Origin of the sequence: Gandjariella thermophila, from assembly GCF_005405885.1 — a bacterium.
Taxonomy (GTDB): domain Bacteria; phylum Actinomycetota; class Actinomycetes; order Mycobacteriales; family Pseudonocardiaceae; genus Gandjariella; species Gandjariella thermophila.
Genome location: NZ_BJFL01000003.1, coordinates 270,955 through 297,495 on the forward strand (window position 1 = coordinate 270,955; position 26,541 = coordinate 297,495).

General features: G+C 72.2%; 31 protein-coding genes and 1 pseudogene. 12 read left to right on the forward strand and 20 right to left on the reverse strand.

Annotated elements, in window-relative coordinates; translation table 11 throughout:
- Window positions 1-3: 3 nt before the first annotated feature.
- On the reverse strand, window positions 4-555 hold the full coding sequence (locus tag FFT21_RS05170; RefSeq protein ID WP_137812583.1) for a NuoB/complex I 20 kDa subunit family protein: 552 nt from the start codon (window positions 553-555) through the stop codon (window positions 4-6).
- Between the two features lie 19 nt (window positions 556-574).
- Entirely contained in the window at window positions 575-940 is a 366-nt protein-coding gene (locus tag FFT21_RS05175) for an NADH-quinone oxidoreductase subunit A (protein WP_137812584.1), read from the reverse strand.
- A gap of 453 nt (window positions 941-1,393) precedes the next feature.
- Here FFT21_RS05175 and FFT21_RS05180 point away from each other — a divergent pair, with 453 nt between their 5' ends.
- Entirely contained in the window at window positions 1,394-1,873 is a 480-nt protein-coding gene (locus tag FFT21_RS05180; RefSeq protein ID WP_137812585.1) for an anthrone oxygenase family protein, read from the forward strand.
- A 34-nt stretch (window positions 1,874-1,907) separates the two neighbouring features.
- Here FFT21_RS05180 and FFT21_RS05185 read toward each other — a convergent pair whose 3' ends face one another.
- From FFT21_RS05185 to FFT21_RS05215, 7 genes are all read right to left on the reverse strand, one after another.
- Window positions 1,908-2,717: an aminoglycoside phosphotransferase family protein gene (locus tag FFT21_RS05185; RefSeq protein WP_225978097.1), complete on the reverse strand. Its 810-nt coding sequence runs from the start codon at window positions 2,715-2,717 to the stop codon at window positions 1,908-1,910.
- A gap of 110 nt (window positions 2,718-2,827) precedes the next feature.
- Window positions 2,828-2,968, reverse strand: a complete 141-nt coding sequence (locus FFT21_RS05190) for a DUF397 domain-containing protein (protein WP_137812586.1) — start codon at window positions 2,966-2,968, stop codon at window positions 2,828-2,830.
- A 21-nt stretch (window positions 2,969-2,989) separates the two neighbouring features.
- Window positions 2,990-3,223: a Scr1 family TA system antitoxin-like transcriptional regulator gene (locus FFT21_RS05195; protein ID WP_137812587.1), complete on the reverse strand. Its 234-nt coding sequence runs from the start codon at window positions 3,221-3,223 to the stop codon at window positions 2,990-2,992.
- Between the two features lie 37 nt (window positions 3,224-3,260).
- Window positions 3,261-4,556: a geranylgeranyl reductase family protein gene (locus FFT21_RS05200; RefSeq protein WP_137812588.1), complete on the reverse strand. Its 1,296-nt coding sequence runs from the start codon at window positions 4,554-4,556 to the stop codon at window positions 3,261-3,263.
- 215 nt (window positions 4,557-4,771) lie between these two features.
- Window positions 4,772-5,473: a demethylmenaquinone methyltransferase gene (locus tag FFT21_RS05205; protein ID WP_137812589.1), complete on the reverse strand. Its 702-nt coding sequence runs from the start codon at window positions 5,471-5,473 to the stop codon at window positions 4,772-4,774.
- A 2-nt stretch (window positions 5,474-5,475) separates the two neighbouring features.
- A complete protein-coding gene (locus FFT21_RS05210) occupies window positions 5,476-6,588 on the reverse strand; it encodes a glycosyltransferase (protein WP_137812590.1) in 1,113 nt (370 codons plus the stop codon).
- A 5-nt stretch (window positions 6,589-6,593) separates the two neighbouring features.
- Entirely contained in the window at window positions 6,594-7,718 is a 1,125-nt protein-coding gene (locus FFT21_RS05215) for a glycosyltransferase family 4 protein (protein ID WP_192909390.1), read from the reverse strand.
- A 189-nt stretch (window positions 7,719-7,907) separates the two neighbouring features.
- On the opposite strand from FFT21_RS05215, the gene FFT21_RS05220 reads away from it, so the two are divergent.
- Entirely contained in the window at window positions 7,908-8,738 is an 831-nt protein-coding gene (locus FFT21_RS05220; protein WP_137812591.1) for an inositol monophosphatase family protein, read from the forward strand.
- 39 nt (window positions 8,739-8,777) lie between these two features.
- On the opposite strand, the gene paaE is transcribed toward FFT21_RS05220, so the two are convergent.
- The 6 genes from paaE to FFT21_RS05250 form a co-directional block, all read right to left on the reverse strand.
- Entirely contained in the window at window positions 8,778-9,857 is a 1,080-nt protein-coding gene (gene paaE, locus FFT21_RS05225; protein WP_192909391.1) for a 1,2-phenylacetyl-CoA epoxidase subunit PaaE, read from the reverse strand.
- 2 nt (window positions 9,858-9,859) lie between these two features.
- Window positions 9,860-10,360 (reverse strand): 1,2-phenylacetyl-CoA epoxidase subunit PaaD, encoded by a 501-nt coding sequence (gene paaD, locus FFT21_RS05230; RefSeq protein ID WP_137812592.1) that lies wholly within the window; start codon window positions 10,358-10,360, stop codon window positions 9,860-9,862.
- Window positions 10,361-10,362: 2 nt separating this feature from the next.
- Entirely contained in the window at window positions 10,363-11,292 is a 930-nt protein-coding gene (gene paaC, locus FFT21_RS05235; RefSeq protein WP_137812593.1) for a 1,2-phenylacetyl-CoA epoxidase subunit PaaC, read from the reverse strand.
- 8 nt (window positions 11,293-11,300) lie between these two features.
- Window positions 11,301-11,579 (reverse strand): 1,2-phenylacetyl-CoA epoxidase subunit PaaB, encoded by a 279-nt coding sequence (gene paaB, locus FFT21_RS05240; protein WP_137812594.1) that lies wholly within the window; start codon window positions 11,577-11,579, stop codon window positions 11,301-11,303.
- A complete protein-coding gene (gene paaA, locus FFT21_RS05245; RefSeq protein ID WP_137812595.1) occupies window positions 11,576-12,535 on the reverse strand; it encodes a 1,2-phenylacetyl-CoA epoxidase subunit PaaA in 960 nt (319 codons plus the stop codon). The genes paaB and paaA overlap by 4 nt, the downstream gene beginning before the upstream one ends.
- Window positions 12,536-12,605: 70 nt before the next feature.
- The gene (locus FFT21_RS05250) at window positions 12,606-13,184 is read right to left on the reverse strand and encodes a DUF3592 domain-containing protein (RefSeq protein WP_307722899.1); all 579 of its coding nucleotides are present in this window, start codon (window positions 13,182-13,184) and stop codon (window positions 12,606-12,608) included.
- A 63-nt stretch (window positions 13,185-13,247) separates the two neighbouring features.
- Between FFT21_RS05250 and FFT21_RS05255 the strand changes: the two genes are divergently transcribed.
- Entirely contained in the window at window positions 13,248-14,516 is a 1,269-nt protein-coding gene (locus FFT21_RS05255; protein ID WP_137812596.1) for an isochorismate synthase, read from the forward strand.
- 15 nt (window positions 14,517-14,531) lie between these two features.
- Here FFT21_RS05255 and FFT21_RS05260 read toward each other — a convergent pair.
- Window positions 14,532-16,023, reverse strand: a pseudogene (locus FFT21_RS05260) (M1 family metallopeptidase).
- Window positions 16,024-16,246: 223 nt separating this feature from the next.
- Window positions 16,247-17,914, reverse strand: coding sequence for a 2-succinyl-5-enolpyruvyl-6-hydroxy-3-cyclohexene-1-carboxylic-acid synthase (gene menD, locus FFT21_RS05265; RefSeq protein ID WP_137812597.1), 1,668 nt, complete (start codon window positions 17,912-17,914; stop codon window positions 16,247-16,249).
- Between the two features lie 55 nt (window positions 17,915-17,969).
- On the opposite strand from menD, the gene FFT21_RS05270 reads away from it, so the two are divergent.
- The 3 genes from FFT21_RS05270 (at window position 17,970) to FFT21_RS05280 (ending at window position 21,022) form a co-directional block, all read left to right on the forward strand.
- Entirely contained in the window at window positions 17,970-18,881 is a 912-nt protein-coding gene (locus FFT21_RS05270; protein WP_137812598.1) for a 1,4-dihydroxy-2-naphthoyl-CoA synthase, read from the forward strand.
- 2 nt (window positions 18,882-18,883) lie between these two features.
- A complete protein-coding gene (gene menE, locus FFT21_RS05275; RefSeq protein WP_137812599.1) occupies window positions 18,884-20,080 on the forward strand; it encodes an o-succinylbenzoate--CoA ligase in 1,197 nt (398 codons plus the stop codon).
- Between the two features lie 72 nt (window positions 20,081-20,152).
- Window positions 20,153-21,022 (forward strand): 1,4-dihydroxy-2-naphthoate polyprenyltransferase, encoded by an 870-nt coding sequence (locus FFT21_RS05280; RefSeq protein WP_137812600.1) that lies wholly within the window; start codon window positions 20,153-20,155, stop codon window positions 21,020-21,022.
- A 4-nt stretch (window positions 21,023-21,026) separates the two neighbouring features.
- Here the strand turns inward: FFT21_RS05280 and cds1 are convergent, their stop codons facing one another.
- From cds1 to FFT21_RS05295, 3 genes are read right to left on the reverse strand one after another with little or no spacing between them, the layout of a single operon-like run.
- Window positions 21,027-22,124, reverse strand: coding sequence for an L-cysteine desulfhydrase Cds1 (gene cds1, locus FFT21_RS05285; protein ID WP_137812601.1), 1,098 nt, complete (start codon window positions 22,122-22,124; stop codon window positions 21,027-21,029).
- A 19-nt stretch (window positions 22,125-22,143) separates the two neighbouring features.
- Window positions 22,144-22,473, reverse strand: coding sequence for a DUF4229 domain-containing protein (locus FFT21_RS05290; RefSeq protein ID WP_371856715.1), 330 nt, complete (start codon window positions 22,471-22,473; stop codon window positions 22,144-22,146).
- 42 nt (window positions 22,474-22,515) lie between these two features.
- Window positions 22,516-22,974, reverse strand: coding sequence for an Lrp/AsnC family transcriptional regulator (locus tag FFT21_RS05295; RefSeq protein WP_137812602.1), 459 nt, complete (start codon window positions 22,972-22,974; stop codon window positions 22,516-22,518).
- Between the two features lie 174 nt (window positions 22,975-23,148).
- Between FFT21_RS05295 and FFT21_RS05300 the strand changes: the two genes are divergently transcribed.
- From FFT21_RS05300 to FFT21_RS05325, 6 genes are all read left to right on the forward strand, one after another.
- On the forward strand, window positions 23,149-23,382 hold the full coding sequence (locus FFT21_RS05300) for a BldC family transcriptional regulator (protein ID WP_137812603.1): 234 nt from the start codon (window positions 23,149-23,151) through the stop codon (window positions 23,380-23,382).
- Between the two features lie 206 nt (window positions 23,383-23,588).
- Entirely contained in the window at window positions 23,589-23,780 is a 192-nt protein-coding gene (locus FFT21_RS05305; protein WP_137812711.1) for a hypothetical protein, read from the forward strand.
- 436 nt (window positions 23,781-24,216) lie between these two features.
- Entirely contained in the window at window positions 24,217-25,173 is a 957-nt protein-coding gene (locus FFT21_RS05310; RefSeq protein WP_137812604.1) for a hypothetical protein, read from the forward strand.
- A gap of 378 nt (window positions 25,174-25,551) precedes the next feature.
- Entirely contained in the window at window positions 25,552-25,767 is a 216-nt protein-coding gene (locus FFT21_RS05315; protein WP_137812605.1) for a hypothetical protein, read from the forward strand.
- Window positions 25,768-25,826: 59 nt separating this feature from the next.
- Window positions 25,827-26,276: a hypothetical protein gene (locus tag FFT21_RS05320; protein WP_137812606.1), complete on the forward strand. Its 450-nt coding sequence runs from the start codon at window positions 25,827-25,829 to the stop codon at window positions 26,274-26,276.
- Entirely contained in the window at window positions 26,273-26,536 is a 264-nt protein-coding gene (locus FFT21_RS05325; protein ID WP_137812607.1) for a hypothetical protein, read from the forward strand. The genes FFT21_RS05320 and FFT21_RS05325 overlap by 4 nt, the downstream gene beginning before the upstream one ends.
- Window positions 26,537-26,541 lie beyond the last annotated feature (5 nt).

Sequence of the window (26,541 nt, forward strand, 5' to 3'; positions counted from 1 at the left end):
TGCTCACTTCTTCTTCGCGTAGCGGACCGAGGACGGGATCAGTTCGGTGCGCTTGCCACTCGCGGCGCGCAGCGCGGCCCGGGTCGGCCCCAGCGGCTCGTCCATGATCTTGGCGTGCAGCTTGAGGATCGCGTCCATGAGCATTTCCGGGCGCGGCGGGCAGCCCGGCAGGTACATGTCTACCGGGACGATATGGTCGACGCCCTGGACGACGGCGTAGTTGTTGAACATGCCGCCGGAGGAGGCGCACACGCCCATCGCCAGCACCCAGCGCGGCTCGGGCATCTGGTCGTAGATCTGCCGGAGGACGGGCGCCATCTTGTTGGTCACCCGGCCGGCCACGATCATCAGGTCGGCCTGCCGGGGCGAGGCGCGGAACACCTCCATGCCGAACCGGGCGAGGTCGTAGCGCGGCCCTCCGGTGGTCATCATCTCGATCGCGCAGCAGGCGAGCCCGAAGGTGGCCGGCCACAGCGACGACTTCCTGGTCCAGTTGACCAGCTTCTCCACCGTGGTCAACAGGATGCCGTTGGGAAGTTTCTCCTCCAGACCCATGACACGCCCCTGGTTCTTGTCAGTTCCAGTCCAGGCCGCCGCGCCGCCAGACGTAGGCGTACGCGAACCCGACCGTGGCGATGAACAGCGCGATCTCCACCAGGCCGAACAGGCCGAGGGCGTCCGCGGAGACCGCGAACGGGTAGAGGAAGACCATCTCGATGTCGAACAGGATGAACAGCATCGCCGTCAGGTAGTAGGCGACCGGCATTCGGCCGCCCCCGACGACGGGCTGCGGCGACGGCTCGATGCCGCACTCGTAGGCATCCAGCTTCGCCTTGTTGTAGCGACGGGGGCCGACGTACGGCGCGATCGTCACCGAGAACAGGGCGAACAACGCGGCAAGCACGAACAGCAACAGGATGGGGACGTAGCTCTGGAGCACCGGTCCGCCGTCCTTTCCTCGTCCTCGCGACCAAGTGGCCGCCACTCGTCCCGAACCCTAGACGTGACGAACCCCTCGCCGTCACTGAGGCGTACCTAACACCCGTACGCCCGTACGGCGAGACGCAGGTCACGCGCCATGCGGACCAGCTTGTGAACTGCTTCACAAACTAGCGCGTGACAAGTGTATGCCCGTGGAGCGATGTTGTGGACCTCGGGTCCCCCCAAATGCCGCTGGCCAGCCACCGTCAGCGGCCGGCTACCAGCACCTTTAGGCCATCCGAGTGACACCGGCAGATCATCTTCGCGGCCCGCGGTGACCGCTCCTTAGCCGGAGAACAAGCCGCCAACCCGCCGTCAACTCGGGCATCCATCCCATTTCGGTCGGGGTGTCGCGCGCCAGCGACCTTCGAACCGGGCCGCGACCGTCGCGGGGTCCGCGATGCTGCCCGGCATGAAGCCTCGTTCCGGCCGCCGGCGGGCGCCGTGGGTCAGGGTGGCGCGGCTCGGCCTCGCGCACTGGTTCTTCGGGAACGCGTACGAGGCCGTGGTGGACGTGCCGCGCCTGCTCGCGGACGCCCAGCCGCGCCGCGCACCGCGACTTCTCGCCGCCGGCAGCCCGGTCCGCTACTACGCACCCGTCGCACCGGTGACCCTCGCGGCGACCGCGGCCACCCTGGCAGACGGCTGGCGCTTCGGTGACCGCCGCCGGGTCGCCACCGCGGGGGCCGCCGTTGTCTCGGCCGTGGGGCTGACCGGCTACCTGGTGCTGACCACCAACCGGCGGCTGCTGCAGAGCCCCGAGCCGCTGGCCGAGGCAGAGCGCCGCGTCCTGGTCGCCCGCTGGCACCGGGTCAACCTGGTCCGCCTGGCGGCCCTCACCGTCGCCGCGGCGGCCCTCCGCCAAGCGACGACACCCGGCCGCGCGACGTAGTGGCTCGGACATCGCTGTCCCCGAAGTTTCGAGGTCAGGCGCTGTGATCGTGGTCCGCCAGCACCTCGTTGATCACATGACGTTGGCTGGCGTGTTCCGCATCGCTGCCGACGGCGTCGGCCAGGCAGATGAGCGCCTTCCAGAGTGCCCAGCCACGGGCGCGTGCCCAGGTACCGGGGTCCTGGCCAACCGCGTCGCGGAAGGCTTCCCGGCTGGCGCCCGCGAACATCGTCCAGGTGATGACCAGATCGCAGGCCGGATCGCCGACACCCGACGTGCCGAAGTCGATGACGGCGGCCAACCTTCCGTCCTTGACTAGCAGGTTGCCAGCGGACATGTCGCCGTGGAACCAGACTGGCGGACCGTGCCAGGCCGCGTCGAGGGCGGCCTGCCACACGGCCGCCGCCCTCCCGGTGTCGATGTCGCCGTCCAGCAGGTCTAGGGCATGGCGGGTCTCGGCGTCGTAGTGGGCCAGCGACGCGCCCCAGTAGAAGCTGTGCGCACCCGCCGTCGGCCCGTCGGCCGCGTCGATGCGCTGCAGGGCAACGATGAAGTCGGCGACCGAGGCCGCGAAGTCGGACATGTCGTGGACACGGTCGGCGCTCGCGGTCTCGCCGTCCAGCCAGCGGCGAACCGACCAGTCGAAGGGGTATCCCTCGGCCGGCGTTCCCTTCGCCAGCGGCACGGGAATCGGGACCGGCAAAGACGACGCGAGAACCGGCAGCCACCGATGTTCCTTGCCGACCGCCGCGGCGTACCGCTCCGCGGTCGGCAGCCGCACGCTCATCGTGTCACCGAGGCGGTACGTCCGGTTGTCCCACCCGTCGACCTCGACGGGCGTCACCGCAAGATCCCTCCACTGTGGAACTAGTCCGCAATCAGGCGCCTGACCAGTGCCGCGTCAATCCCCGTGCGCCCGTCCACGGGTCGGTTTCCCGACGAGCCGGCCAAGGATCAGGCCGGGTCGAGATCGCCAGAGCGGACCTTCACCACCTCGGCGACGTACGCCACCTCGACGCAGTTCCCACCGCCGTTGGCTCCGCCGGTGCGGCTGCTCCTCCGCCACCTGGCGCGAGCCAGATTCGGAGTGCTCATCTCGCGCCTCCTCACCATCGGTCACTGGTAGTCATGTAGCACAGCCTTGATCACTTCAAGGGATGCACTGACTCCGAGCGCCGTGCTCGTCAGGATGCCGAACCTCAGCGTACAGCGGCGAACATGCTCCTGTTCCTCCAAGTAGATGGCGCCCTCGATGCCCTCCACATAGCCCTTGTCTCCGTATGGCTCCGGGAGCGTGAGGATCGTGAAGCCGTTCTCCAGACCGGGATGTGCGCCGGCCTCGAGGGGCACCACCCGGTGGGCAGCCGCCGTCCCGGAGCGGCTGGGGTCACAGGCTGGGCGTGATCCTCGTCGCAAGCGTGATGGCGCGGTCCACGAAGTCCCCGTTGCGCTGGTCGTACAGGCCGGCGAGCAGCTTGAGCAGGGCCCGCATGACCGGGGCCTTGTTCATGCCGATCTGCGCGCCGCCACGCATGATCTTCGGGTTGCCGATCAGCCTGCTGAAGTAGGTGCCCAGCCGGTAGTAGCTGCCGAGCTGGGACTTCAGCGCCGCCGGGTAGCGGGAGAACGCGTGCTCCCGGGACGGACCGGTCTTGCGGGCCAGTCCCTGCACCACGCACTCGGCGGCCAGCTTGGCGGACTCCATGGCGAAGCCGATGCCCTCGCCGTTGAACGGGTTCACCACGCCGCCGGCGTCGCCGAGCAGCATCAGGCCGTCGCGGTAGTGCGGGGTGCGGTTGAAGCCCATCGGCAGCGCCGCGCCGCCGATCCGGCCGGTGGCGTTCTCCTCGCGCAGGCCCCACTCCTCGGGCGTGCCGTCCAACCAGGCCCGCATCATGGCCCGATAGTCGGTGCCCTTGAAGGCCTCCGATGTGGACAGTGTGCCGAGGCCGACGTTGGCGGTGCCGTCGCCCATGCCGAAGATCCAGCCGTAGCCGGGCAGCAGCTTGGGGTTGGCCGGATCGGAGCGGTCCCACAGCTCCAGGTGCGACTCGAGGTAGTCGTCCTTGCTGCGCGGGCTGGTGTAGTAGCGGCGGATGGCGACGCCGATCGGGCGGTCGTCGCGCTTCTGGATGCCGACCGACAGGGCGAGCCGGGCGGACACGCCGTCGCAGGCCAGCACGATCGGCGCCCGGTAGCTGACCGGGACCTTCTCCGGGCCGGCCTTGGCCTGCACGCCGACCACCCGCCCGGTGCGCTCGTCGGTGATGGCACCGCTGACGTTGGTGTTCTCCGCCAGCCGGGCGCCGGCGCGCTGCGCGTGGTGGGCCAGCATCTCGTCGAAGTCCCGGCGCGGCCGCACCACGCCGTAGGGCGGGTAGTCGGACAGCTCCGGCCAGTCCAGCTCCAGCACGGTGCCGCCGCCGATCACCCGCAGCCCCCGGTTGTGCAGCCAGCCGGCCTCCTCGCGGGTGTCGATGCCCAGGTCGATGAGCTGCTTCACGCCGCGCGGGGTGAGCCCGTCGCCGCACACCTTGTCCCGGGGGAAGGTGCTCTTCTCCAGCAGCAGCACGTCGAGCCCGGCGCGGGCGAGGTACGTGGCGGCGGTCGATCCGGCCGGCCCGGCGCCGACCACGATCACGTCGGCGTCGTCACCCGGCTGGCGTCGGCTGGCGGTGCTCATGCTGTGTCCTCCGCGGGTCTGCGCGCGGCCGCGATCGTGTCGCCAGGGCGCGGCCGAAGTGCCTTGAGACGTTCCCCCGGAGGGCGCCCCGCCGCCCCGATCGCGGGGCCTGGCGGCCCGTGCGCGCGTGGATGGTTCGTTCGGGTGGCGCAGCTGTCGAGGGATCAATCGTCCCACTCCCTGCTCCACGAATCGCTGCGCGGCCACGGTCAAGACTATTCGGCGGGCATGGCCGGCCGGGTCGCCCGGTGCACGGCGACGATTCCCCCGGTCAGGTTGCGCCAGGCCACGTCGGTCCACCCCGAGTCGTTGATGATCTCCGCCAGCCGGTGCTGGTCCGGCCAGGCGCGGATGGACTCGGCCAGGTACACGTACGCCTCCGGGTTGGCGGAGACCCGGTGCGCGATCCACGGCAGCGCACGCATCAGGTAGTTCAGGTACACCGCGCGGAACGGCCCCCAGACCGGCCGGGAGAACTCGCACACCGCGAGCCGCCCGCCGGGCCGCGCCACCCTGGCCATCTCGCGCAGCGCCCCGGCGGTGTCCGCCATGTTGCGCAGGCCGAACAGCACGGCGACCGCGTCGAAGCTGGCGTCGGCGAACGGCAGCCGCAGCGCGTCCGCGGCCACCATGGGGACCCCGCGGTGCCGGCCGTGCCGCAGCATGCCCAGCGAGAAGTCGGCCGCCACGCACCACGCCCCCGACCGCGCGAACTCCACTGTGGACACCGCGGTGCCCGCGGCGAGGTCGAGGACCCGCTCGCCGGGCCGCGGGTCCAGCGCGCGGCGGGTGACGTCGCGCCAGTGCGCGTCCAGGCCGAAGGACAGCACCGAGTTGGTCACGTCGTAGCGGCGCGCCACGCCGTCGAACATCTCGGCGACCGCGCGCGGGTCCTTGTCCAAACCTGCTCGGGGCATGGTCAGCAGGGTACGCGCAGCGCGGTGAGCATCCCGTCCACCGCCGCCGGCCAGGGGAACTGTTCCGCCCTGGCGCGGGCCGCGGCCCTGCGGTCCGGCTCGGGGCCGGCCATGATCTGGGTCACCGCGTCGGCGAACGCGGGCGCGTGGTCGGGCACGGCCGCGCCGTAGCCGGGGCCGACGATCTCGCGCAGCGCCGACGACGCGGACACCACCACCGGCGTGCCCGAGGCCAGCGCCTCCAGCGCGGCCAGCCCGAACGTCTCGTGCGGCCCCGGCGCCAGCGACACGTCCGCCGAGGCGAGCAGGGTGGCCACGTCGGAGCGGGAGTTGACGAAGCCCAGGAAGGTGACCGGCAGGCCGCGGGCCCGGCGTTCCAGCATCTCCCGGCTGGGCCCGTCACCGGCCACCACCAGCCGCACCCGCTCGCCAGAGTCACGCAGCGCCGCCGCGGTGTCCACGCTGCGCTCCACGTGCTTCTCCGGAGACAGCCGGCCGCAGTGCACCAGCAGCGTGCTCGCGCCGCCGGCCAGGTCGGAGCGGAGCCCGGGATCGCGCCGGACCGGGGTGAACGTCTCCAGGTCGACGCCGAGCGGCACCCGCCGGACGTTCGGCGCGGAGACCCGGGCGAACTCCTCGCGGGCGAACTCGGTGGTGCACACCACGGTGTCGTAGCTGGCCGCCATCCGCGCGTTGGCCCAGTCGGCGACCCGGCGGGCGGCCGGGCCGGGCATGAGGAACTGCTCCAGCAGCCGGTCCAGCCGCTCGTGCGAGATCACCACGCTGTTCACCCCGTGCCGCGCCGCCCAGCGGCCCATGCCGCGCAGGGTGAGCCGGTCGGAGACCTCCAGCCGCTCCGGGCGCAGCCGTTCCAGCAGGGCCCGCACCCGCCACGGGTCGACCGCGCGGTAGCCGCCGGTCTTGGGGATGCGGGGCGCCGGCAGGGTGATCCGCCGCACCCCGGTGGGCAGCATCTCGTCGGCCGGCGCCGATCCGGGCACCACCAGCACGACCTCATGGCCGCGCAGCACGTAGCCCGCGCCGAGGTGGTGCAGGGCGGTGCGCAGGCCGCCGGAGCGGGGTCCGTAGAAGTTCGCCAGCTGGATGATGCGCATCCCACTCAGGCGGCGCGCCGCCGGGTTTCGCCCACCACCGCAGCGTAATGGCCGAGCAGCTCGTCACACAGCGCCGGCCAGCTCCGGCCGAGCACCGACTTCCGGGCCGCCGTGCCGAACGCGGTACGCAGGTCGTCGTCGCCCAGCGCGCCCACCGCGGCGCGCAGCCCGGTGCCGAACGCCTCGTCGTCGTGCGCGGGCAAGAGGTAGCCGGTGCGGCCGGGACGGACCAGGTCGCGCGGGCCGCCGGCGTCCGGGGCGATCACCGGCACGCCGCTGGCCATCGCCTCCTGCACGGCCTGGCAGAAGGTCTCGTGCGGGCCGGTGTGCACGAACACGTCCAGGCTGGCGTACGCGGCGGCCAGCGGCTCGCCGGTGCGGAAGCCGAGGAACGCCGCGCCGGGCAGCCGCTCGCGCAGCGCTGGCAGGTCGGGGCCGTCGCCGACGACGACCACCCGGACGCCGGGCATGCCCTGCAGGGCAGCGAGCCGGGTGACCTGCTTCTCCGGGGCCAGCCGGCCGACGTAGCCGACCAGCAGCTCGCCGTTCGGGGCCAGCTCGGCGCGCAGCCGGTCGTCCCGCCGGGAGGGTCGGAACAGGTTCGTATCGACGCCGCGCGCCCAGCGGAACACCCGGGGCACGCCGTGCTCGCGCAGCGCGTCCACCGCCCAGCCGGACGGGGCCAGGGTGCGGCTGGCCAGGGTGTGCAGCCGCCGGGTCCACCGCCACGCCGCCCGCGCGGTCAGGCCGAGCCCGTAACTGCCGGCGAACCCGGCCACGTCGGTCTGGTAGACGGCGACGGTCGGCACGCCGAGCCGGCGCGCCGCGGACAGCCCGCGCGCGCCCAGCACGAACGGCGAGGCCAGGTGCACCACGTCCGGGGCGAACCCGGCGAGCGCGGTCAGCACCTTCCTGGTCGGCACGCCGATGGGCAGCGAGGACACCACCGGCAGGTCCACCGCGGGGACCCGGACCACCGGGGTGTCCTCGTGGTGGTCCGGCCCGTTGCCGGGCGCGACGACCAGCGCCGGCAGGCCGTGTCGCCGCAGGTGCTCCAGCACCCGCAGGACCGAGTTGGTCACCCCGTTCACCTGCGGAAGGAAGCTCTCGGTGACGATCGCGACGCGCACCCGGACACATTCGCGTGTTTCGGCGGCCGGCGAGTGAACGATGGTGTAACACCCTGGCGAACTGTGGCGGAAATCCTCATCGTTGGCCTTCCGCCCGCCGGGTCCGACCTCCAGACTTGGCCTGGCGATCTATCTCCTGTCACCTCTGTGTCGCACCACGGTCACCCGGCGCGATCACGCTAGACCGGCGTGACCCTCTTGTCCTCACGCCCGGCGCATCCCGTCGATCCCGGCCTGCTCTCCCGCGCCCTCGAGGTGGCGGGGCGGCTCGCGAACGACGCATCGGACGTCATCACCGCGACAGCGGGCCGAGGTGCGCGGCCGGAGGCCAAGGAGTCGCCGTTCGACTGGGTGACCGACACCGACCGGACGCTGGAGCGGCACACCCGCCGGGTGCTGGCCGCCGAGTTCCCGGGCATCCCGGTGATCGGCGAGGAGTTCGGCAGCGACGCCAGCGCCGAGGGGGCGAAGTACCGCTGGGTGGTCGACCCGGTGGACGGCACCGCCAACTACGTGGCCGGGGTGCCGTGGTGCGCCTACAGCCTCGCCCTGGTGGACGGTTCGGGCCCGGTGGTGGGCGTGGTGGCCGACCCGTACCGGGCGCAGATCTACGCGGCGGCGCGGGGCCGGGGCATGCGGGCCAACGGCATGCCCGTGCGGCTGGCCGACCGGACGTCCACGGCGGGCGCGATCGTATGCACCGAACTGGCCCGCAACGGCCCGTGGCCGGGGATGACCGGGTTCGTGGCGCACGCCGCCGAGGCGCACGCCGGGGTGCGGGTGCTCGGCTCGGCGGCACTGGCCGTGGCGCAGGTGGCGCTCGGCCACGCGGCGGCCGCCGTGCTGCACAGCTACCACGAGTGGGATGTGGCCGGAGCGATCGCGCTGGCCCTGGAGGCCGGGGCGCACGTGCTGGACCGGCACGGCGAGGACACCCCGCTGCCGGTGGACGGCCTGCTGGTCGCCGCTCCGGGCGTGGCCGACGAGGTGCTGTCCTGGTGGCAGAAGGCCGCCGAGTGAACCAGGCATCGCCATCCACGCCTGCCGCGGCCCGGCTTGTCAGGCGTCGTAGTCGACGGTGACGTGCTCGGTGACCGGCAAGGACTGACAGGTGAGCACGAAACCGGCGTCCAGTTCGTGCTGCTCCAGCGCGTAGTTGCGGCGCATGCGCACCTCGCCGTCGACCAGCCGGGCGCGGCAGGTGCCGCACACCCCGCCCTTGCAGGCGAACGGCAGGTCGGCGCGGACCCGCTGAGCCCCGTCCAGGATCGGGGTGTCCGCGGGTAGCGGCACGGTGGTGCGCCGGCCGTCCAGCAGCACCGTGACCTCGGCGACCGCCCGCTCGGCGTGTTCCACCCGGCGCGGCGGTGGCGGCGGAGCGTCCACATAGAACAGTTCGCGGTGTACCCGGTCGGCCGGCACGCCGCGCTCGGCGAGCACCGCCTGCGCGTCGGTGACCATGCCGTACGGCCCACACAGCCACCAGTGGTCCACGTCGCCGGTGGGAATCACCGTCTCGGCGAGCCGGCGCAGCCGGTCGGCGTCGAGCCGGCCGGAGAACAGCTCCACGTCCCGTGGTTCCCGGGACAGCACGTGCACCAGCTGCAGGCGGGACGGGTAGCGATCCTTCAGGTCGGCCAGCTCGTCGGCGAACATCACGGTGTCCGAGCGGCGGTTGCCGTAGACCAGGGTGACCCTGGTGTCCGGGTGCGCCGGCAGCACACTGGCCACAATGGACAGTACCGGGGTGATCCCGGACCCGGCGGCCAGGAAGGCGTGGTGCGCCGGGCCGTCCGGCGGGGTGAACGAACCCTGCGGCGGCAGCACGTCGAGCACGTCGCCGGGCCTGGCGCGGTCGACCAGGTGAGCGGAGAACAGGCCGCCGTCGATCCGCCGTACCCCGATGCGGGGCGCGGCGCCGGCCGGGGCGCAGATCGAGTAGTTGCGGCGCTCCTCCCGGCCGGCCACGGTGCGGCGCACCGTGAGGTACTGGCCGGGGCGGAAGGCGAAGTCGCCGGCCAGCTCGGGCGGCACGTCGAAGGTGACCGCCACGGCATCCGCGCACAGCCGGTCCACCCGGGTGATGGCCAGCGGATGGAAGGTGGGCCGGCGGGTCGCGGTGCGCACCGGTGACGCCACGGCTAGATCTCCTTGACGTGCTCGAACGGCTCGGCGCAGGCCGTGCAGCGGCGCAGCGCCCTGCACGCTGTGGCGCCGAAGTGGGACAGCTCGACGGTGTCTGGCGAGCCGCAGCGCGGGCAGCGCACGGTGCGCGCCGGGGGGTCGAGCCGGAGTGGCACCGGGCCGGCGGGCCGCGGGCCGAGCCGGTCCGGCGGTGCGATGCCGGCCTCGGCGAGCTTGCGCCGCCCGGCGTCGCTGATCCAGTCGGTGGTCCAGGCAGGGTGCAGCGCGGTGCGCACCTCCACCTCGGGGAAGCCGGCCTCGCGCAGCCGGGCGCGCAGGTCGTCCCGGATGGCGTCCAGCGCGGGGCAGCCGGAGTAGGTGGGCGTCACGGTGACCACCGCCCGGTGGCCGGTGACCCGCACGTCGCGCAGCACGCCGAGGTCGGCGAGGGTGAGCACGGGCAGCTCCGGGTCGGGCACGCCCTCGGCGACCCGCCGGGCCAGCTCCACGCCGGGCATCCTCACCACACCGCCTCGGGCTGGCTGCGGGCCAGGTACTGCATCTCGGCGAGCAGGTAGCCCATGGCCTCGGTGTGCACGCCGTCCCGGCCGGCGCGGCCGCCCACCGGGGCCAGCGGCCGCACCTCGGGGCGGTCCAGCCCGGCCCGCGCGAGGACCTGGTCCAGCACCTCGTCCACTTCGGACTCCAGCGCCGACGGGTCCGCGGCGACGCCGGTCTCGGCCAGCCGCAGCTCCACCGGATGCGCGATGAACAGCTCGTCCAGCAGCGGCCACACCGTGGCCAGCCCGGCGACCATGCGTCGGTGCGACTCCTCGGTGCCGTCGCCGAGCCGCAGTGTCCACTGCGCGGCGTGGTCGCGGTGGTAGGCCAGTTCCTTGACGCCCTTTGCGGCCACCGCGGCCAGCACCGGGTCGGTCGAGGAGGTCAGTCGGGACAGCAGCGCCAGCCGCCAGGAGGAGAACACCAGCAGCCGGGCGATGGTGGCGGCGAAGTCCCCGCCGGGCCCGGGGCCGCAGTCGATCTCCACCAGCCGCACGTTGCGGAAGGCGTGCTCGTCCCGGAAATAGGCCAGCGCGTCCTCGTCCGGCACGTGGCGGGGCACCCCGGCCGGCCGGCCCGCCGGGTACACCTCGCCCGCCCTGGTGTAAAGCGGTCGGGCCTGGCCGAGCAGGTCGAGCCCGATGTTGGCCAGCGCGACGTCCTCCTCCAGTTCGGGCGCGCGCGAGCACCACTCGGCCAGCCGCTGGGCCAGCACCAGCGCGTCGTCGCCGAGCATCAGGCAGTACGCGAAGAGGTCGGCCGGGTCGGCGCCGGCGGGCAGCGCGTGGGCGACCCCGGCCATGGTGTCGGCGAAGCCCGTGCCGTACGCCCAGCGAGTCTCCTCGCCGTGCTCCTCGGTCAGCGACTCGTACGCGTTGTCGAACGCCATGGCAGGTCTCACAGGTGCGGTACGTCGTCGGGGATGACGTAGAAGGTGGGGTGCCGGTACACCTTGTCCCCGCTGGGCGCGAAGAACGGGTCCTTCTCGTCCGGGCTGGACGCGGTGATGGCGCCGGCGGGCACCACCCAGATGCTCACGCCCTCGTTGCGCCGGGTGTAGACGTCCCGGGCGTGGCGCAGTGCCAGTTCGGCGTCCGGCGCGTGCAGCGAGCCCACGTGCACGTGGTTCAGCCCGCGCTTGCCGCGCACGAACACCTCCCACAGCGGCCAGCTCATGCCGCCCCCTTCCGCTCGGCGGACCGCCTGGCGGCGTAGGCGGCGGCTGCCTCGCGCACCCAGGCGCCGTCCTCGTGGGCCTTGCGGCGGTGCGCCAGCCGCTGCGCGTTGCACGGGCCGTCGCCGGAGACCACCCGCTTGAACTCGGCCCAGTCAGGCGTGCCGAAGTCGTAGTGGCCGCGTTCGGGGTTCCAGCGCAGCTCGGGATCGGGCAGGGTGACGCCGAGCCGCTCGGCCTGCGGCACGGTCATGTCCACGAACTTCTGCCGCAGCTCGTCGTTGGTGTGCCGCTTGATCCGCCAGGCCATGGACTGCCGGGTGTTCGGCGAGTCGCCGTCCGGCGGTCCGAACATCATCAGCGACGGCCACCACCAGCGGTTGGTCGCGTCCTGCACCATCCGCCGCTGCTCCTCGGTGCCGCGCATCATGGTCATCAGCAGCTCGTAGCCCTGCCGCTGGTGGAACGACTCCTCCTTGCAGATGCGGATCATCGCGCGCGCGTACGGGCCGTACGAGGTACGGCACAGCGGCACCTGGTTACAGATCGCCGCACCGTCCACCAACCAACCGATGACACCCACGTCGGCGAAGGTCAGCGTGGGGTAGTTGAAGATCGACGAGTACTTCTGCCGGCCCTCGATCAGGTTCCGGGTGAGTTCCTCGCGGTCGGCGCCGAGGGTCTCGGTGGCCGAGTACAGGTACAGCCCGTGCCCTGCCTCGTCCTGCACCTTGGCCAGCAGGATCGCCTTGCGGCGGAGCGAGGGGGCCCGGGTGATCCAGTTGCCCTCCGGCTGCATGCCGATGATCTCGGAGTGCGCGTGCTGGGCGATCTGCCGGATCAGCGTGCGGCGGTAGCCGTCCGGCATCCAGTCCCGCGGCTCGATCCGCGCCTCCGCGGCGACCGTCCGCTCGAACTGCCGCTCCAGCTCACCCTCGGGTGTGGTCCGCTCTGACACACCACCCACCTCCCGACGCAGATGTTACACCTTCTCCTCGAATCCGAGGAGAAGTGTCACACCTGGCCGCTCACGAGGCGCGGGACGGGCGGCGCAGCCACCACAGCCCGGGCAGCACCACGGCCCACACCCCGAGCAGCGTCGACCCGGCGGGCAGGTAGGTGAGGTAGGCGCCACGGCCGGCGACCCGGACGAGGTCGGGGTTGTTCGTGTCGTACTCGACCCGGACGAGTTGGCCCTGCTCCAGGCCCTCCGGGTAGAGCACGCCGTCGGGCGGGATGCGCACCGCGCCGTCCGGGGTGTCGAAGCGCACCACCGTGCGGTTGAACGCCACGGAGACCACCTCGGCGGTGGCCCGGCCGGTGCGCGCGTTGATCGACGCGTCCTCCAGCCAGGCGGAGACCACCAGCAGCACGCACAGCAGCGAGACCAGCGCGGCGAGGCCGATCAGCACGAGCGCGGCGATCCGCCGGGCGCGGCCCAACCCGTGCCAGCCGAACCGCGCGCGGCGCCCGCCGCCGGGCGTGCCGGCTGGGCCGTTGCCGTCCATCTCGGCGGCCGGCGCGGTGGCGACCCCCGTGGCGGCCTCGACGCCGGCCGGTCTCGGGTCCGCTGCTGCCGCGTTCGCCACGGCTGAGTTCTCCGCCACGTCGCCCGAGTCTAGAGCCGGGGCGGGAGCGCGGCCTGCGCCTTTGCGACATACCCTCAGCGGGTGACCTCACCTGCATCTTCGCGAAGTAGCCGCTGGCTGCGTGTGCGTACCCGCGAGGTCTCCTGCCCGGTCGAACTACTCGACCTGCTGCCGGGGCCGGATGACGCCCTGGCGTGGGTGAGCGGCGGCGAGGGCCTGGTCGGCTGGGGAGAGGCCGCCAGGGTCGAAGCCTCCGGACCCGACCGGTTCGCCGAACTCGACCGCTGGTGGCGGAGATTCGCCAGCGAGTTCGACGTGCAGGACGACGTCAGACGCCCGGGCACCGGCCCGGTGGCGTTCACCAGCATCGCCTTCGCCGACGAACCCGGCCGGTCGGTGCTGGTCGTGCCCAGGGTCGTGGTCGGCCAGCGGGACGGCGTGACATGGATCACCGAAATCGGCGGTCCGGGGGATGGCGCCGCCCAGGTCCCCATGCAGCGGGTGCGCCCGGTGCGGCGGCCCACCGTGGACCGCTACACCGCCGGCCAGCTCCCGGTGGTGGGGTACCGCGACGCCGTGCACAAGGCAGTGCACCGGATGCGCACCGGCGAGCTGGACAAGGTGGTCCTCGCGCACGACCTGCTCGCCGTCACCGACGGCCCGGTGGACGCCCGGTTCCTGCTGCGCCGGCTGGCCGACCGGTACCCGAACTGCTGGGCGTACGCGGTGGACGGCCTGGTCGGCGCCACCCCGGAGCTGCTGCTCCGGCGCACCGGCCGGCGGGTGTCGTCCCGTGTGCTGGCCGGGACCACCTGGCCCCGCCCGGGCGTGGACGCCGACGAGCTGGCCGCCGGGCTGCTCGGCTCGGCCAAGGACCGCGAGGAGCACCGGTTCGCGGTGCGGTCGCTGGCCGCGACGCTGTCGCCGTACTGCGCCGAACTGCGGGTGCCGGAGGCGCCCACCGTGATGCGGCTGCCCAACGTGTTGCACCTGGCCAGCGAGGTGCACGGGCGGCTGCTCGACGGCACCCCGTTACTGCGGCTGGCCGAGGCGGTGCACCCGACGGCGGCGGTCGGTGGTTTTCCGACCGCCGCCGCCGTGCGGTTGATCGCCGAACTGGAGCCGATGGACCGCGGCCGCTACACCGGTCCAGTCGGCTGGCTGGACGCCGAGGGCGGCGGTGAGCTGGGCATCGCCCTGCGCTGCGCCGAGCTGGGGGACGGCGCGGTGCGGCTGTTCGCCGGCTGCGGCATCGTCGCCGACTCCGATCCGGACAGCGAGGTGCGCGAGGCCGCGGCCAAGCTCGTCCCGATGCGCGAGGCGTTGGAGGACGGCACCACCCTCGGCTGACCCGGCGGGCGCCGGTCAGCCACCCGAGCGCGCGAGCAGCTCGTGCGTGCGCCGGAGCACCGGGTAGGACGCCGGCTCCGGAGCGGGCCGCACCGCGCCGAACGACAGCCCGGTGGCCGGGCCGAGCGCCGGCTTACCTCGGGTAAACAGCCAGGTTTCGAAGAGCGGATCAAGGCGCTTACCAGAGACGCGGTCCGCCAGGGCGATGAAATCCGCGATCGTGCCGTTGCCGTACCGGTGCTCGGCCACCCACGCGCGCAGCAGGCGGAACATCGCGTCGTCGCCGATGACGTTGCGCAGCGCCTGCAGGGTCATCGCGCCCCGGTCGTAGACGGCGACGTCGAACTGCTTCTCCGGCCCGGGCGCCCGGCAACACCTGCCAGAACGGGTCCTCCGCCGGGTGCTGGGCGTAGGTGTGGTCGAAAAGCTGCTGGGCGGTGCCCTCGTGCTCGTGCTCGGACCACAGCCACTCGGCGAAGGTGGCGAAGCCCTCGTTCAGCCAGATGTCCCGCCAGTGCGCGACGGACACCGCGTCGCCGAACCACTGGTGCGCGTTCTCGTGCACCACCACGTACGTGTTCGCGCCCCTGGCGAAGAACTTCGGGCTGTACACCGGCCGGGTCTGGTTCTCGAGCGCGAAGCCCAACCCCTCCGAAGCCACCACGCCGCCCTGCGCCTCGAACGGGTACGGGCCGAACAGGCCGGACAGGAACTCCAGCGCCTCCGGGGTGCGCTCCACGCTGGCCCTGGCCGCGTCCGCGCTGTCGCCGAGGCCGGTGCCGTACGCGGTGACCAGTGGTTGCCCGGCGAGCCCGGTGGCCCGCCGGACATCGAAGTGGCCGATTGCCAGGAACGCCAGGTAGCTGGCCTGCGGCCGGCTGCTGCGCCAGTTCCACCTGGTCCAGCCCAGCCGGCTGGTGGTGCCGGTGAGCACCCCGTTGGAGATCACCTGGGTGCCGTCCGGCACCGCGACCGACACGTCGTAGCTGGCCTTATCCAGCGGATGGTCGTCGCTCGGGAACCACCAGCGGGCGATGTGCGGCTCGTCGACCGCGAGCGCGCCGTCCGCGGTGCGCTTCCACGCCTGCTCGCCGCCCACGGTCACCTCGGACGGGACGCCGTCGTAGCGCACCACCACGGTGGCCGGGCGGCCCTGGGCGAGCGGCGCCGCCGGGGTGATCACGAGTTCGCCGTCACCCTCGGTGAACCGTGCCGGCACGTTGTCCACCAGCACCGAATGCACGGTGAGCGCGAAGTCCAGGTTGAACCGGCTGAGGTCCTGGGTTGGGGTGAGCAGCACGGTGGTGCTGCCGTCGAGGTGGTCGGTGCCGGGCTGGTAGGTGAGCCGGATGTCGTAGTGGGTGGCGTCGTAGCCGGTGTTGCCATCACCCGGGTAATAGCTGTCGCCGATGCTCGGCCCACCCGGTAGGGGGGTCGCGCTCGCGGCGCCGGCCGGGGCGCCGATCAGGGTGGCGGCGCACAGCGCGGCAGCCGTGCAGAGGCGCAGACTGGATCTTCCCGACACGTCTCGACCTCCTGTCGATCGGGAGAACAGTGCGCCGAGCGTAAGTAGGCAGCCACTCTGCGTACTACCGACGACGGTCGGGTCTCACCGGGCCGGGCTTCACCCGGTCGAGCGGCACCGATTCCCGCATTCAGCGGGCTGAACGGCGGTTTCGGGCGCCGCGGAACTGCCGTTGCGCCCGCTGAACGCGGGGAGAGGGAGGCGATCAGGCGAGCGCGGCGGCGACGGCGGAGCGCAGCCTGGCATGCAGGGCGCGCAGGCCGTCGCGGCGGCCGCGCACCTCGACCACCCGCAGCCCGGGGGCGGGGCGCAGCGCCGCGCGCAGCGTGTCGGGGTCGCCGGCCAGCGTGTGCGGCACCCGGTGCGCGGCGCACAGCGCGGCCAGGTCGACGTCGTGCGGGGTGCCGAAGACCCGTTCGAAGGCCGCCTCGTGCTCGGCCGCGCCCTGCTCCAGCAGCGAGAAGATGCCGCCGCCCGAGTCGTTGAACACCACGACGGCGAGGTCCGGCCGGGGCTCGCCGGGCGGGATCAGTAACCCGTTCCCGTCGTGCAGGAAGGTCAGGTCGCCAAGCAGTGCGTAACCGGGGCCGCCGTGCGCCAGGGTCGCGCCGACCGCGGTGGACACCGTGCCGTCGATGCCGGCCACGCCGCGGTTGCGCAGCACCCGCACGTCCGGCCGGGCGCGGGCGGCCAGCGCGACGTCCCTGGTCGGGTTGGACGAGCCGATCACGAGCAGCGCATCCGGGGGCAGCGCGTCCACCAGCGCGCGGGCCAGGTGCGGCCCGGTGGGCCAGTTCTCGGCGTCCAGCGCGGCGTGCACCGCGACCGCGGCCTGCTTGCCGGCCTGCTGCCAGGCGGCCAGCCACGCCGGGTCACCCGGCTCGGTGGGCTCGCCCAGCGACGCGCCGACCTGGGCGACCCGGTGCGCGGGGTTCGGCCACCCGGCGGTGTCGCGGTGCACCAGCAGCACCTCCACACCCTCGTCCGCGAGCAGCCGCGCCACCTGCCGGAACACCGTCGGCCTGCCAAGGCAGACCACCTGATCGGGACGGTGCCTGCGGAGGAACTCGTCGACGCCGAGCAGCCACATGCCGGCGCTGATCGCGTTCGGGCCGCCGAACCCGGCGCCGCCGGTCTCCGCCAGCAGCGGCCAGCCGTGCCGCTCCGCCCATGCCGCCGCCGCGCGCGCGTCACCCTCTGCGGCCAGCAGCAGGCCGCGCCGCGCGGTCGGGCGCAGCACGCGCGCTGCCCCGCCGGGCGCGACGACCTCCGTCCACCGCGCGCCGCCTGGCCGGCCGTCCAGCGGTTCCGGCCAGTCCGCGTCGCCGCCGGGCACCAGCGGCTCCCGGAACGGCAGGTTCAGGTGCACCGGGCCGGCCCAGCCCTGGCCGAGCGCTGCCTGCCAGGCCCGGCACGCCTGAGCGCGCCAGTACGCGACCTGGCCGGCACGCCGCTCGGCCACGCTCAACTCGTCGTACAGCCGCACCGCCGGCCCGTACAACCGGTCCTGGTCGATCACCTGGCTGGCGCCGGCCGCGCGCAGCTCGGGCGGCCGGTCCGCGGTGAGCACGACCAGCGGCACGCCCGCCCGGTCCGCCTCGACCACCGCCGGGTGCAGGTTCGCCGCGGCCGTGCCGGAGGTGCAGGTCACCAGGGTGGGCACGGCGGAGCGGGCGGCCAGGCCGAGCGCCAGGAAACCGCCGGAACGCTCGTCCACCCGCACGTGCAGGGTCAGCCGGCCCGCCTCGGCGGCCTCATGCAGCGCGAAAGACAGCGGGGCGTTGCGCGAGCCGGGGCACACCACGGCGTGCCGCAGCCCGTTGCGGACCAGCTCGTCGACCAGCACGCGGGCCTGCGCGGTGGACGGGTTCATGGCGTAGGCCTCACGGGGTGGGGGTGGGCGGGGCTGCTGCGCATATCCTCGCAGCGTGCCAGACCAGCGGATCTCCGAGCTGTTCGACCCCAAGGCGTGGCGTGAGGTCGAGGGCTTCGACTTCACCGACATCACCTACCACCGCGCGGTGGACCAGGGCACCGTGCGCATCGCGTTCAACCGGCCCGAGGTGCGCAACGCCTTCCGCCCGCACACCGTGGACGAGCTGTTCCGGGCGCTGGACCACGCGCGGATGACCTCGGACGTCGGCTGCGTGCTGATCACCGGCAACGGACCGTCCCCGAGGGACGGCGGCTGGGCGTTCTGCTCCGGCGGCGACCAGCGCATCCGCGGCCGGGACGGCTACCGGTACGCCTCCGGGGACACCGCGGAGACCGTGGACCCGGCCCGGGCCGGCCGGCTGCACATCCTGGAATGCCAGCGGCTGATCCGGTTCATGCCCAAGGTGGTGATCGCCGTGGTACCCGGCTGGGCCGCCGGCGGCGGGCACAGCCTGCACGTGGTGTGCGACCTCACCCTGGCCAGCGCCGAGCACGCCCGGTTCAAGCAGACCGACGCGGACGTCGGCAGCTTCGACGGCGGCTACGGCTCCGCCTACCTGGCCAGGCAGGTGGGCCAGAAGTTCGCCAGGGAGATCTTCTTCCTGGGCCGGCCGTACACCGCCGAGCAGGCACACCGGATGGGCATGGTCAACGCGGTCGTACCGCACGCCGAACTGGAGGCCACCGCGCTGGAGTGGGCGCGGGAGATCAACGGCAAGTCGCCGACCGCGCAGCGCATGCTCAAGTACGCCTTCAACCTGATCGACGACGGGCTGGTGGGCCAGCAGGTGTTCGCCGGTGAGGCCACCCGGCTGGCGTACATGACCGACGAGGCGGTCGAGGGCCGGGACGCCTTCCTGCAGAAGCGGGAACCGGACTGGAGCCGGTTCCCCTGGTACTTCTAGCCATGCGCGAACTGCTGCCGCTGCCGGTGCCGGCCGGGGCGGGCGTGCTGGACCTGCTCGACCCGCTGCGCCGGGCGCTGGCCGGCGAGGGACCGGCATGGCTGCCGGTGCCGGTGGACGAACCCGGCCGGGCGGCCCGGCTGACCGAGGCGCTGGCCGGGCCGCTGGACGACGGCGAGGACGACGCCGGCGACCCGACCGCGCTGGTGATCGCCACCTCCGGCTCGACCGGCGAACCGCGCGGCGTGCTGCTGGCGTCGGGTGCGCTGCGCGCCTCGGGCACGGCCACCCACGCCCGGCTCGGCGGGCCCGGCCGGTGGCTGCTCGCGCTGCCGGCCACGCACATCGCCGGCATGCAGGTGCTGCTGCGGTCGCTGCTCGCCGGCACGGTGCCCGCGGTGCTCTCGGGTGCCTTCCGGCCGGACGCCTTCGCGGCGGCGGCCGCACCGGTGCTCGCCGGGGACGGCCCCCGGTACACCGCGCTGGTGCCGACCCAGTTGGTGCGCCTGGTGGCGGACGGCGGGGCGGGCCTGGCCGCGCTGCGCGCCTTCGACGGCGTGCTGCTCGGCGGCGCGGCCACCCCGCCGGCGTTGCTCGGCCGCGCCCGGGACGCCGGGGTGCGGGTGGTCACCACCTACGGGATGAGCGAGACCGCCGGCGGCTGCGTGTACGACGGGACACCGCTTGACGGTGTGCGGGTGTCGGTGACCGGCGGTGATCCGGGGCGGATCGAGTTGGCCGGGCCGGTGCTGGCACGCGGCTACCGGCGGCGGCCGGCGGACACCGCGGCGGCGTTCGTCTCCGGCCGGTTCCGCACCGGCGACCTCGGCCGGCTACACCCGGACGGGCGGCTGGAGGTGCTCGGCCGGGTCGACGACCTGATCAACACCGGCGGCGCCAAGGTGGCCCCCGCCGAGGTGGAGCGGGTACTCGCCGCGCAGGCCGGGGTGCTGGAGGCGTGCGTGGTCGGGGTGCCGGACCGGGAGTGGGGCGAGGTCGTGGTCGCCGCGCTGGTCCCCGCCGACCCGGCCACACCGCCGGGTGAGGACGCGCTGCGCGCCGCGGTGCGTGACCGGCTCGGCCGGGCCGCGGCACCGAAGTCGCTGCGCTTCGTGGCGGAACTGCCGCTGCGTGGCCCCGGCAAGATCGACCGCCGGGCGGTGCGCTCGCTGTTCGACTCCTCGTCGGTGGACGCGTAGGTCGGCTACGTGACGTGTGTGTTCGTCACACCGATGAGCGAAAGGGGCCTCCCGTACCGGAGTATTGGACGCATGGCCACAGTCGCGCAGTGGGTCGAGGGAGCGCGGCCGCGCACGCTGCCCAACGCGATCGCCCCGGTGCTGGTCGGTTCCGGGGCGGCCGCGGAGATCGGCGGGTTCGTCTGGTGGCAGGCCGGGCTGACGCTGGTCATGACGATCGCGCTGATCATCGGGGTGAACTTCGCCAACGACTACTCGGACGGCATCCGGGGCACCGACGAGCACCGGGTCGGCCCGCTGCGCCTGGTCGGCTCCGGCATCGTGCGGCCGGTCGTGGTACGCAACGCCGCGTTCGCCGCCCTCACCGTGGCCGGGCTCACCGGGCTGCTGCTGGTCACCGCCACCGGCCGGTGGTGGCTGCTGGTCGCAGGTGGGATGTCCATCGTGGCGGCCTGGTACTACACCGGCGGCAAGCGGCCGTACGGCTACGCGGGCCTCGGCGAGATCGCGGTGTTCGTGTTCTTCGGGCTGGTGGCCGTACTGGGCACCACGTACCTGCAGGCGGGCACGGTGACCGCGACCGCGCTCGGCTGCGCGGTGGCGGTCGGGGCGTTCTCCTCGGCCGTGCTGGTGGCCAACAACCTGCGGGACATCCCCACCGACGCGCAGACCGGCAAGCGCACGCTCGCGGTGATGCTCGGCGAGGCACGTACCCGGCGGCTCTACCGGGTGCTGGTGATTACGCCGTTCGTGGTCAGCGTGGTACTCGCGGTCGCCAGGATCCCGCTGGCCGCGGGCCTGCTCGCGCTGCCGCCGGCGGTGCTCTCCGCCCGCCGGGTGTCCTCCGGCGCCGCGGGGCTGTCGCTGGTGCCGGTGCTGCGGGACACCGGGATCGCCATGCTGCTGTGGGCCGTGCTGACCGGGGTGGCGCTCGCCGTCTGACCGGTCACGGCTCGGCCGGCCACTCGCCGGTGCTCAGGAACTTCTCCAGGATGTCGTGGTACGGCGCGAGGTCCAGGCCCTCGGCGGCCACCCAGGCGTCGTCGTAGTAGGTGTGCGCGTACCGCTCGCCGCCGTCGCAGAGCAGCGTCACCACGCTGGCCCGGCGGCCGGCCCGGCGCAGTGCGGCGACGACCTGGAAGGCACCCCACAGGTTCGTCCCGGTCGACCCGCCGACCCGCCGACCGAGCAGCGGTTCCACCGCCCGGATCGCGGCGATCGAGGCGGCGTCCGGCACGTTGACCATCCGGTCGATCACCTGGCCGACGAAGGACGGTTCCACGCGTGGCCGGCCGATGCCCTCGATCCGGGAGCCGAGGCACCCGGTGCGGGCCGGGTCCCCGTCGCGCCACGCCTCGAAGAACACCGAGCGCTCCGGGTCCACCACGGCCAGCCGGGTGCGCAGCCGCCGGTACCGGATGTACCGGCCGATGGTCGCGCTGGTACCGCCGGTGCCGGCGCCGACCACGATCCACTCCGGCTCCGGGTGCGGCTCGAAGGCCATCTGCTCGAAGATCGACTCGGCGATGTTGTTGTTGCCCCGCCAGTCGGTGGCCCGCTCGGCGTGGGTGAACTGGTCCATGAAGTGGCCGCCCAGTTCCGCGGCGAGCCGCCGGGACTCGGCGTAGATCGCACCGGGTGCGTCGACGAAGTGGCAGCGCCCGCCCTGCCGCTCGATCAGCGCGATCTTCTCCCGGCTGGTGGACGACGGCATCACCGCGATGAAGGGCAACCCGAGCAGACCGGCGAAGTACGCCTCGGACACCGCGGTCGACCCGGAGGACGCCTCGATCACCGGGGTGCCCTCGCACACCCAGCCGTTGCAGATCGCGTACAGGAACAGGGATCGGGCCAGCCGGTGCTTGAGCGAGCCGGTCGGATGGGTGGACTCGTCCTTGAGGTAGAGGTCCACGCCCCATTCGGCGGGCAGCGGGAAGCGCAGCAGGTGCGTGTCGGCGCTGCGGTTGGCGTCCGCCTCGATGATCCGCACCGCCTCGCACACCCAGTCCCGGGTGGACTCACTACACCTGTCGACCACGGCCACGGTCGACCAGCCTACGAGGTCAGGGGCTGTCCGGCGGATCCTCACCGCGCAGTTGGGCGCGCAGCCGCTCGCGTTCCGCCCGGCGCCGCGCGGCACGCTCGGCCATGCCGGCGGCCACCCGGGTGCGCAGCCCGCGGAAGACGAACAGGGACAGCGGCATGGCCACCACCACGGCCACCGCGAGCGCGACCAGCAGCGGCACGTGCGCGACAACCAGCACGGCGGCGATCGCGGCCAGCAGGCCCAGCCTGGCCACCGTGTACAGCGCGAGGTCGCGGGCCAGGGCACCGCCGGGCGGCGGGGTGCGCACCGGCTCGCCCGCGTCGACGTCGTTCCGGTCGACCTGCACGGACCCGAGGGTACGCGGCCGGCCGGGCACCTTCTGCGCGGCCTACCCGGGTGCCACCTCGGCGTTGTTCGGGCGGCCCTCGAACCGGGTGGACAGCACGACCGTGGTGCGGGTCCTGGCCACCCCGTCGATCCGGCGCAGCCGGCCGAGGGTGCGTTCCAGCTCGTCCACCGTGGGCACCCGCACCTTCACCACGAAGGCCTCGTCGCCGGCGACCGCGTAGCACGACTCGACCTCGGGCAACTCGGCCAGCGCCTCGGCGATCTCCTCGTTGTCGCCGGTGTCCGTGGGCACGATGCCGACCAGCGCGGTGACGCCCAGGCCGACCGCGGTCGGCTCGACCACGGCGTGGTAGCCGGTGATCACACCGGTCGACTCCAACTTGCCCACCCGCTCGTGCACAGCGGACGCGGACAGGCCCACCTGCCGGCCGAGATCGGCATACGTTGCCCTTCCGTTGACTCTCAGCGCGGCGATGATCTGCCGGTCGACAGCGTCCACGGCGCCAAGCGTAGGACCACGCCTTTCGGGGTCCCGACGGTGTCCGAACCGCGGCTTTTGCCCCTTACTCCCCCTTTACTATCACCCAAGTGTTCGAGTACCCACCGGGTGAGATGCAACGATGCGGCCGGTACGCCGGACCCCCGCTGGCATAACTCAGCAAGGAGGACGAGAGTGACCGCGTCCGTTCACCAACCCCGACAGCATGTGAGCGAGCGGCTCCTCACCCCGGGTGAGGTCGCGTCCCTGTTCCGTGTCGACCCCAAGACGGTAACCCGCTGGGCCACCGCCGGCCGGATCGGCTCGATCCGGACTCCGGGCGGGCACCGCCGGTTCCGCGAGTCCGAAGTCAAGGCCCTGCTGGCCGAGTTGACAACAGAGGCGACCGAGCCGGTCCGCAATCTCTGACATATCCGCTCCGCGGCCGGCTGGCCGGTCATCCGAGACCCCCTGACGCGCCGCCACGGGCCGCGCGAGAAACACCCCGGCCAACGCCTCTTCCGCACCCGCCGGCCCCGTGGTGACCTGCGGCTCCGGCACAATCGTCGAAGATCCGGCATGCTGGTGTCCGTCTGGCCCCGCCAGCGGCGATCTTGGAGGAGGTGGCGGCCATGCTGCTGTACCTGCTCGCGACCATCGGCGCGGTGACGGTTGCCGTGCTGCTGTGGCGCGCGTTCGGTTCCGAGCACGTCGGCGTGGGTTCGCGCCGCAGCGTCGCCCCCGACGACGACCCGGAGTTCCTCCGCAAGCTCGGCGAGCAGGCCCGCCGCCCACGCAAGCCGGGTGACTCCGACTCGAACGAATAACGCTCTCCCGCGAGTGCGTGGTGGCGCCCCTGGCGCCGGCTACGCACTCGCGGTGTATCCGGCCCACGTCGCCCGGCGCTCCGCCACCAACCCGCCCGCTTCGAACGCCGTCGGCACAGCGAGCGCCACCACCAGGTAGGGCCGTCCTCACCATCCCGAGCGCTTTCATCTCGTGCCCCAGCACAGTGGTGAGCTGCGGAGGGGTGAAGACGGACACCAGGTCGAAGGAGTTCCGGAGCGGTCACCCGCTGCTCGTCGTCCTCGTCCACCAGGGGCGAACAGCTCCTTCAACTCCTGCATTCCAACGTCTCGTCTTCCGATACTCCCGGTCCGGCTGGGAGCTTGCCGCCGGCCAAGATTTCCCTGCTGGACGGGAAACGCCTGTGTGGTGATGGAGGGGCGCTACGGTCTGGCCCACCGCTGAGAGGAGCCTTCGATGCCGACCGCACTCCGAAGCCTGCGGCAGGAGCAACGGCAACTGTCCGCAGAGTTGCGCACACAGCACAAGACGTGGGGAGAGATCGCTGCCGTCTTCCGTCAGCGCTACAACGTCAACGCTAGAGTTGCGCTTCGGCTAGCGCATAGCTGGAGCCAACGGGAGGCGGCCGATCGCTGGAACGATCGTTGGCCAGCCGACCCGAAGACGTTCAAGAACTCCTCCTATTGGGAGCTGTGGCCAAGCGCGACTGGCCATGCTCCCTCACTCGCCGTGCTCACCAAACTAGCCGAGCTGTACGAGTGCAGTATTTCGGACCTGGTGGCAGACTGTGCGGACTTCCGTGACCGTGACGCGCAGTGTCACGGAGGTGCCGACGGTATACCGATGTTGGCTGAGACTCCCGGCTTACTGGGGCTCGGCAGCCCCAATGTGCCCGAACCACGCAACGGCGGTCTCGCCGAGTTCGTGGGCAAGTTGCAGGACCTCGATGTGCATGAACTGGCCCGCCTCGCAGCTACGTGGGCAGACCGTGTCGGGGTTGGTGTCGATCGGCGGTCGTTGTTGCTCAAGCTTAGCGCGAGCCTGTCATTGGCGGCGGCATCGCCGTTGCTCGGCATTGAGGCAGAAGCCGCACCAGTTCGTAGGACGGAGTCGCCCAACAATATCTTTTCCGGAATATGGCACAGCCGTTATGTCTATCCCAGCACAGGTCGCGACGCGGAACTGGTCGGCGAGCACTATGTTGTCATTCGTCAGCAAGGCGACCGTCTGATTGGCGAAAGCGTTCCCGCATCGAACGGGTCCATACTCAGACTAGATCTCGCGCTCAGTGGTCCGGTTGCCACAGGCACTTGGTCAGAGCGCACTTCGCCTGCGGGATACTACCGTGGCTCCATCTACCACGGCGCCATCCAACTTGTCATCGACCCACCAGGCAAGACCACGAGGGGCTGATGGGTGGGTTTTGATCGTGAATTCAAGGTGAACAGCGATATCTGGGAACTCGCCTGGGTCGAGGATTCCTCAACGAAAACGGTCCAGCGAAGCTATCACTTCAAAGCTTAGCAAGCTTCCGCCGCTAAACAGATTGCGCGCACACCGCGCTCGTTGTCGCCAGACACGCGGCGTGGTGCGAACGGTGGCGCGCACCGTTCGCCCGTTCCAGTTCTCCTTGCTGATCCGGGAAATCATGCAACACAAGATCACAGCAGCACGGGGTGGTTCGCGATCCCGACCTACGATTCCCTTGCCGAAGAGCAGGCCAGATCGGGCTTGTAGACAGGCAAGAAATCAGCACAGGGAGATGAGTTGTGAATGAATCCTCCTGTGGGAGTGGCCGGACACGACAGCCGGGATCGGGAGTTGCTGGCGGCTCTTGCTTCTTTGAACAAGCAACTTGTGCGCTACATGTGCGCCGAACTCGACGCCGACTCCGGCCTGACGGGGTACCGCTGGCCGGCCGAGGATCAGCGGAGGCTCGGTGCGCGGATGGTCGAACTCGGCCGAGCGGTGCGGGAGCGTGCCGCGCTTTCCCTCTCCACGGACTGACGAGGGCGACATGCTACCGAACATCACGGTCACCTGTGGTGACTGCAAGGGCAAGGGCTGTGGCAACTGCGATGGCACTGGAACCATCACCATTGTGGAGGATTAGCGCCAGCACGGAGATTGGCGGCGGAATACGGATACCCGACGGTGGCACGGCTTCCATCGAAAAACTCCGGGACGGTACCACGTACGAGCGGATCACCGTTCCATTCCCCGAGTACGGCCCCGCGTTCGAAACGGTCGACTCGGGGATCGCTGCCATCGTCTACGGTTACGGTGGTTTCTCCTTCACATGGCGGAAGAGTGCGGTATCCGTGGTCATCACCCATGGGCGCGATCTGCTCATATCCCAGGTGACCGTGCCGGACGGTACGCGCTGGGAACCGGACTCCATGGTGACCTTCGCCCGCACCTGGGTGCATCAGCGCCTGGACTGGGCCGCGGAGCAGTCGCGGGCTTACTACCGCCGCCGCCACCGATCCGACGACCAGCAGGAGACGGCCGAATGACAGCAGCGGAGGGATTCGCGGTGGGTGCCCAACACATGTTCCGGGAGGGCAACCAGTGGGGCGTGACGGTGCGGGAACTGATCTCGCGGATGCGCCGGGAGGGGTTGGCCGTCTGCCTGGCGTGGCCGGCGGACGAGGCGGCCGGACGGCTGGCGCCGGACGACTACCCGACCGCCGTGCTGCCGCCCGTGCGACTCCCGGACGAGCCGAGACATGCCCTGAGAACTCCTTTCACTCCGGGTGTCCCGACCCCGGAGTGAAAGGA

What these genes read in the sequence shown, in the direction of transcription:
- FFT21_RS05170 (WP_137812583.1), bottom strand. Translation starts at nt 555, where the DNA reads ATGGGTCTGGAGGAGAAACTTCCCAACGGCATCCTGTTGACCACGGTG.
- FFT21_RS05280 (WP_137812600.1), top strand. Translation starts at nt 20,153, where the DNA reads ATGGCCACAGTCGCGCAGTGGGTCGAGGGAGCGCGGCCGCGCACGCTG.
- paaB (WP_137812594.1), bottom strand. Translation starts at nt 11,579, where the DNA reads ATGAGCTGGCCGCTGTGGGAGGTGTTCGTGCGCGGCAAGCGCGGGCTG.
- FFT21_RS05210 (WP_137812590.1), bottom strand. Translation starts at nt 6,588, where the DNA reads ATGCGCATCATCCAGCTGGCGAACTTCTACGGACCCCGCTCCGGCGGC.
- FFT21_RS05200 (WP_137812588.1), bottom strand. Translation starts at nt 4,556, where the DNA reads ATGAGCACCGCCAGCCGACGCCAGCCGGGTGACGACGCCGACGTGATC.
- FFT21_RS05180 (WP_137812585.1), top strand. Translation starts at nt 1,394, where the DNA reads ATGAAGCCTCGTTCCGGCCGCCGGCGGGCGCCGTGGGTCAGGGTGGCG.
- paaC (WP_137812593.1), bottom strand. Translation starts at nt 11,292, where the DNA reads ATGGCGTTCGACAACGCGTACGAGTCGCTGACCGAGGAGCACGGCGAG.
- FFT21_RS05205 (WP_137812589.1), bottom strand. Translation starts at nt 5,473, where the DNA reads ATGCCCCGAGCAGGTTTGGACAAGGACCCGCGCGCGGTCGCCGAGATG.
- paaD (WP_137812592.1), bottom strand. Translation starts at nt 10,360, where the DNA reads ATGCCCGGCGTGGAGCTGGCCCGGCGGGTCGCCGAGGGCGTGCCCGAC.
- menD (WP_137812597.1), bottom strand. Translation starts at nt 17,914, where the DNA reads ATGAACCCGTCCACCGCGCAGGCCCGCGTGCTGGTCGACGAGCTGGTC.
- menE (WP_137812599.1), top strand. Translation starts at nt 18,884, where the DNA reads ATGCGCGAACTGCTGCCGCTGCCGGTGCCGGCCGGGGCGGGCGTGCTG.
- FFT21_RS05310 (WP_137812604.1), top strand. Translation starts at nt 24,217, where the DNA reads ATGCCGACCGCACTCCGAAGCCTGCGGCAGGAGCAACGGCAACTGTCC.
- FFT21_RS05190 (WP_137812586.1), bottom strand. Translation starts at nt 2,968, where the DNA reads ATGAGCACTCCGAATCTGGCTCGCGCCAGGTGGCGGAGGAGCAGCCGC.
- FFT21_RS05325 (WP_137812607.1), top strand. Translation starts at nt 26,273, where the DNA reads ATGACAGCAGCGGAGGGATTCGCGGTGGGTGCCCAACACATGTTCCGG.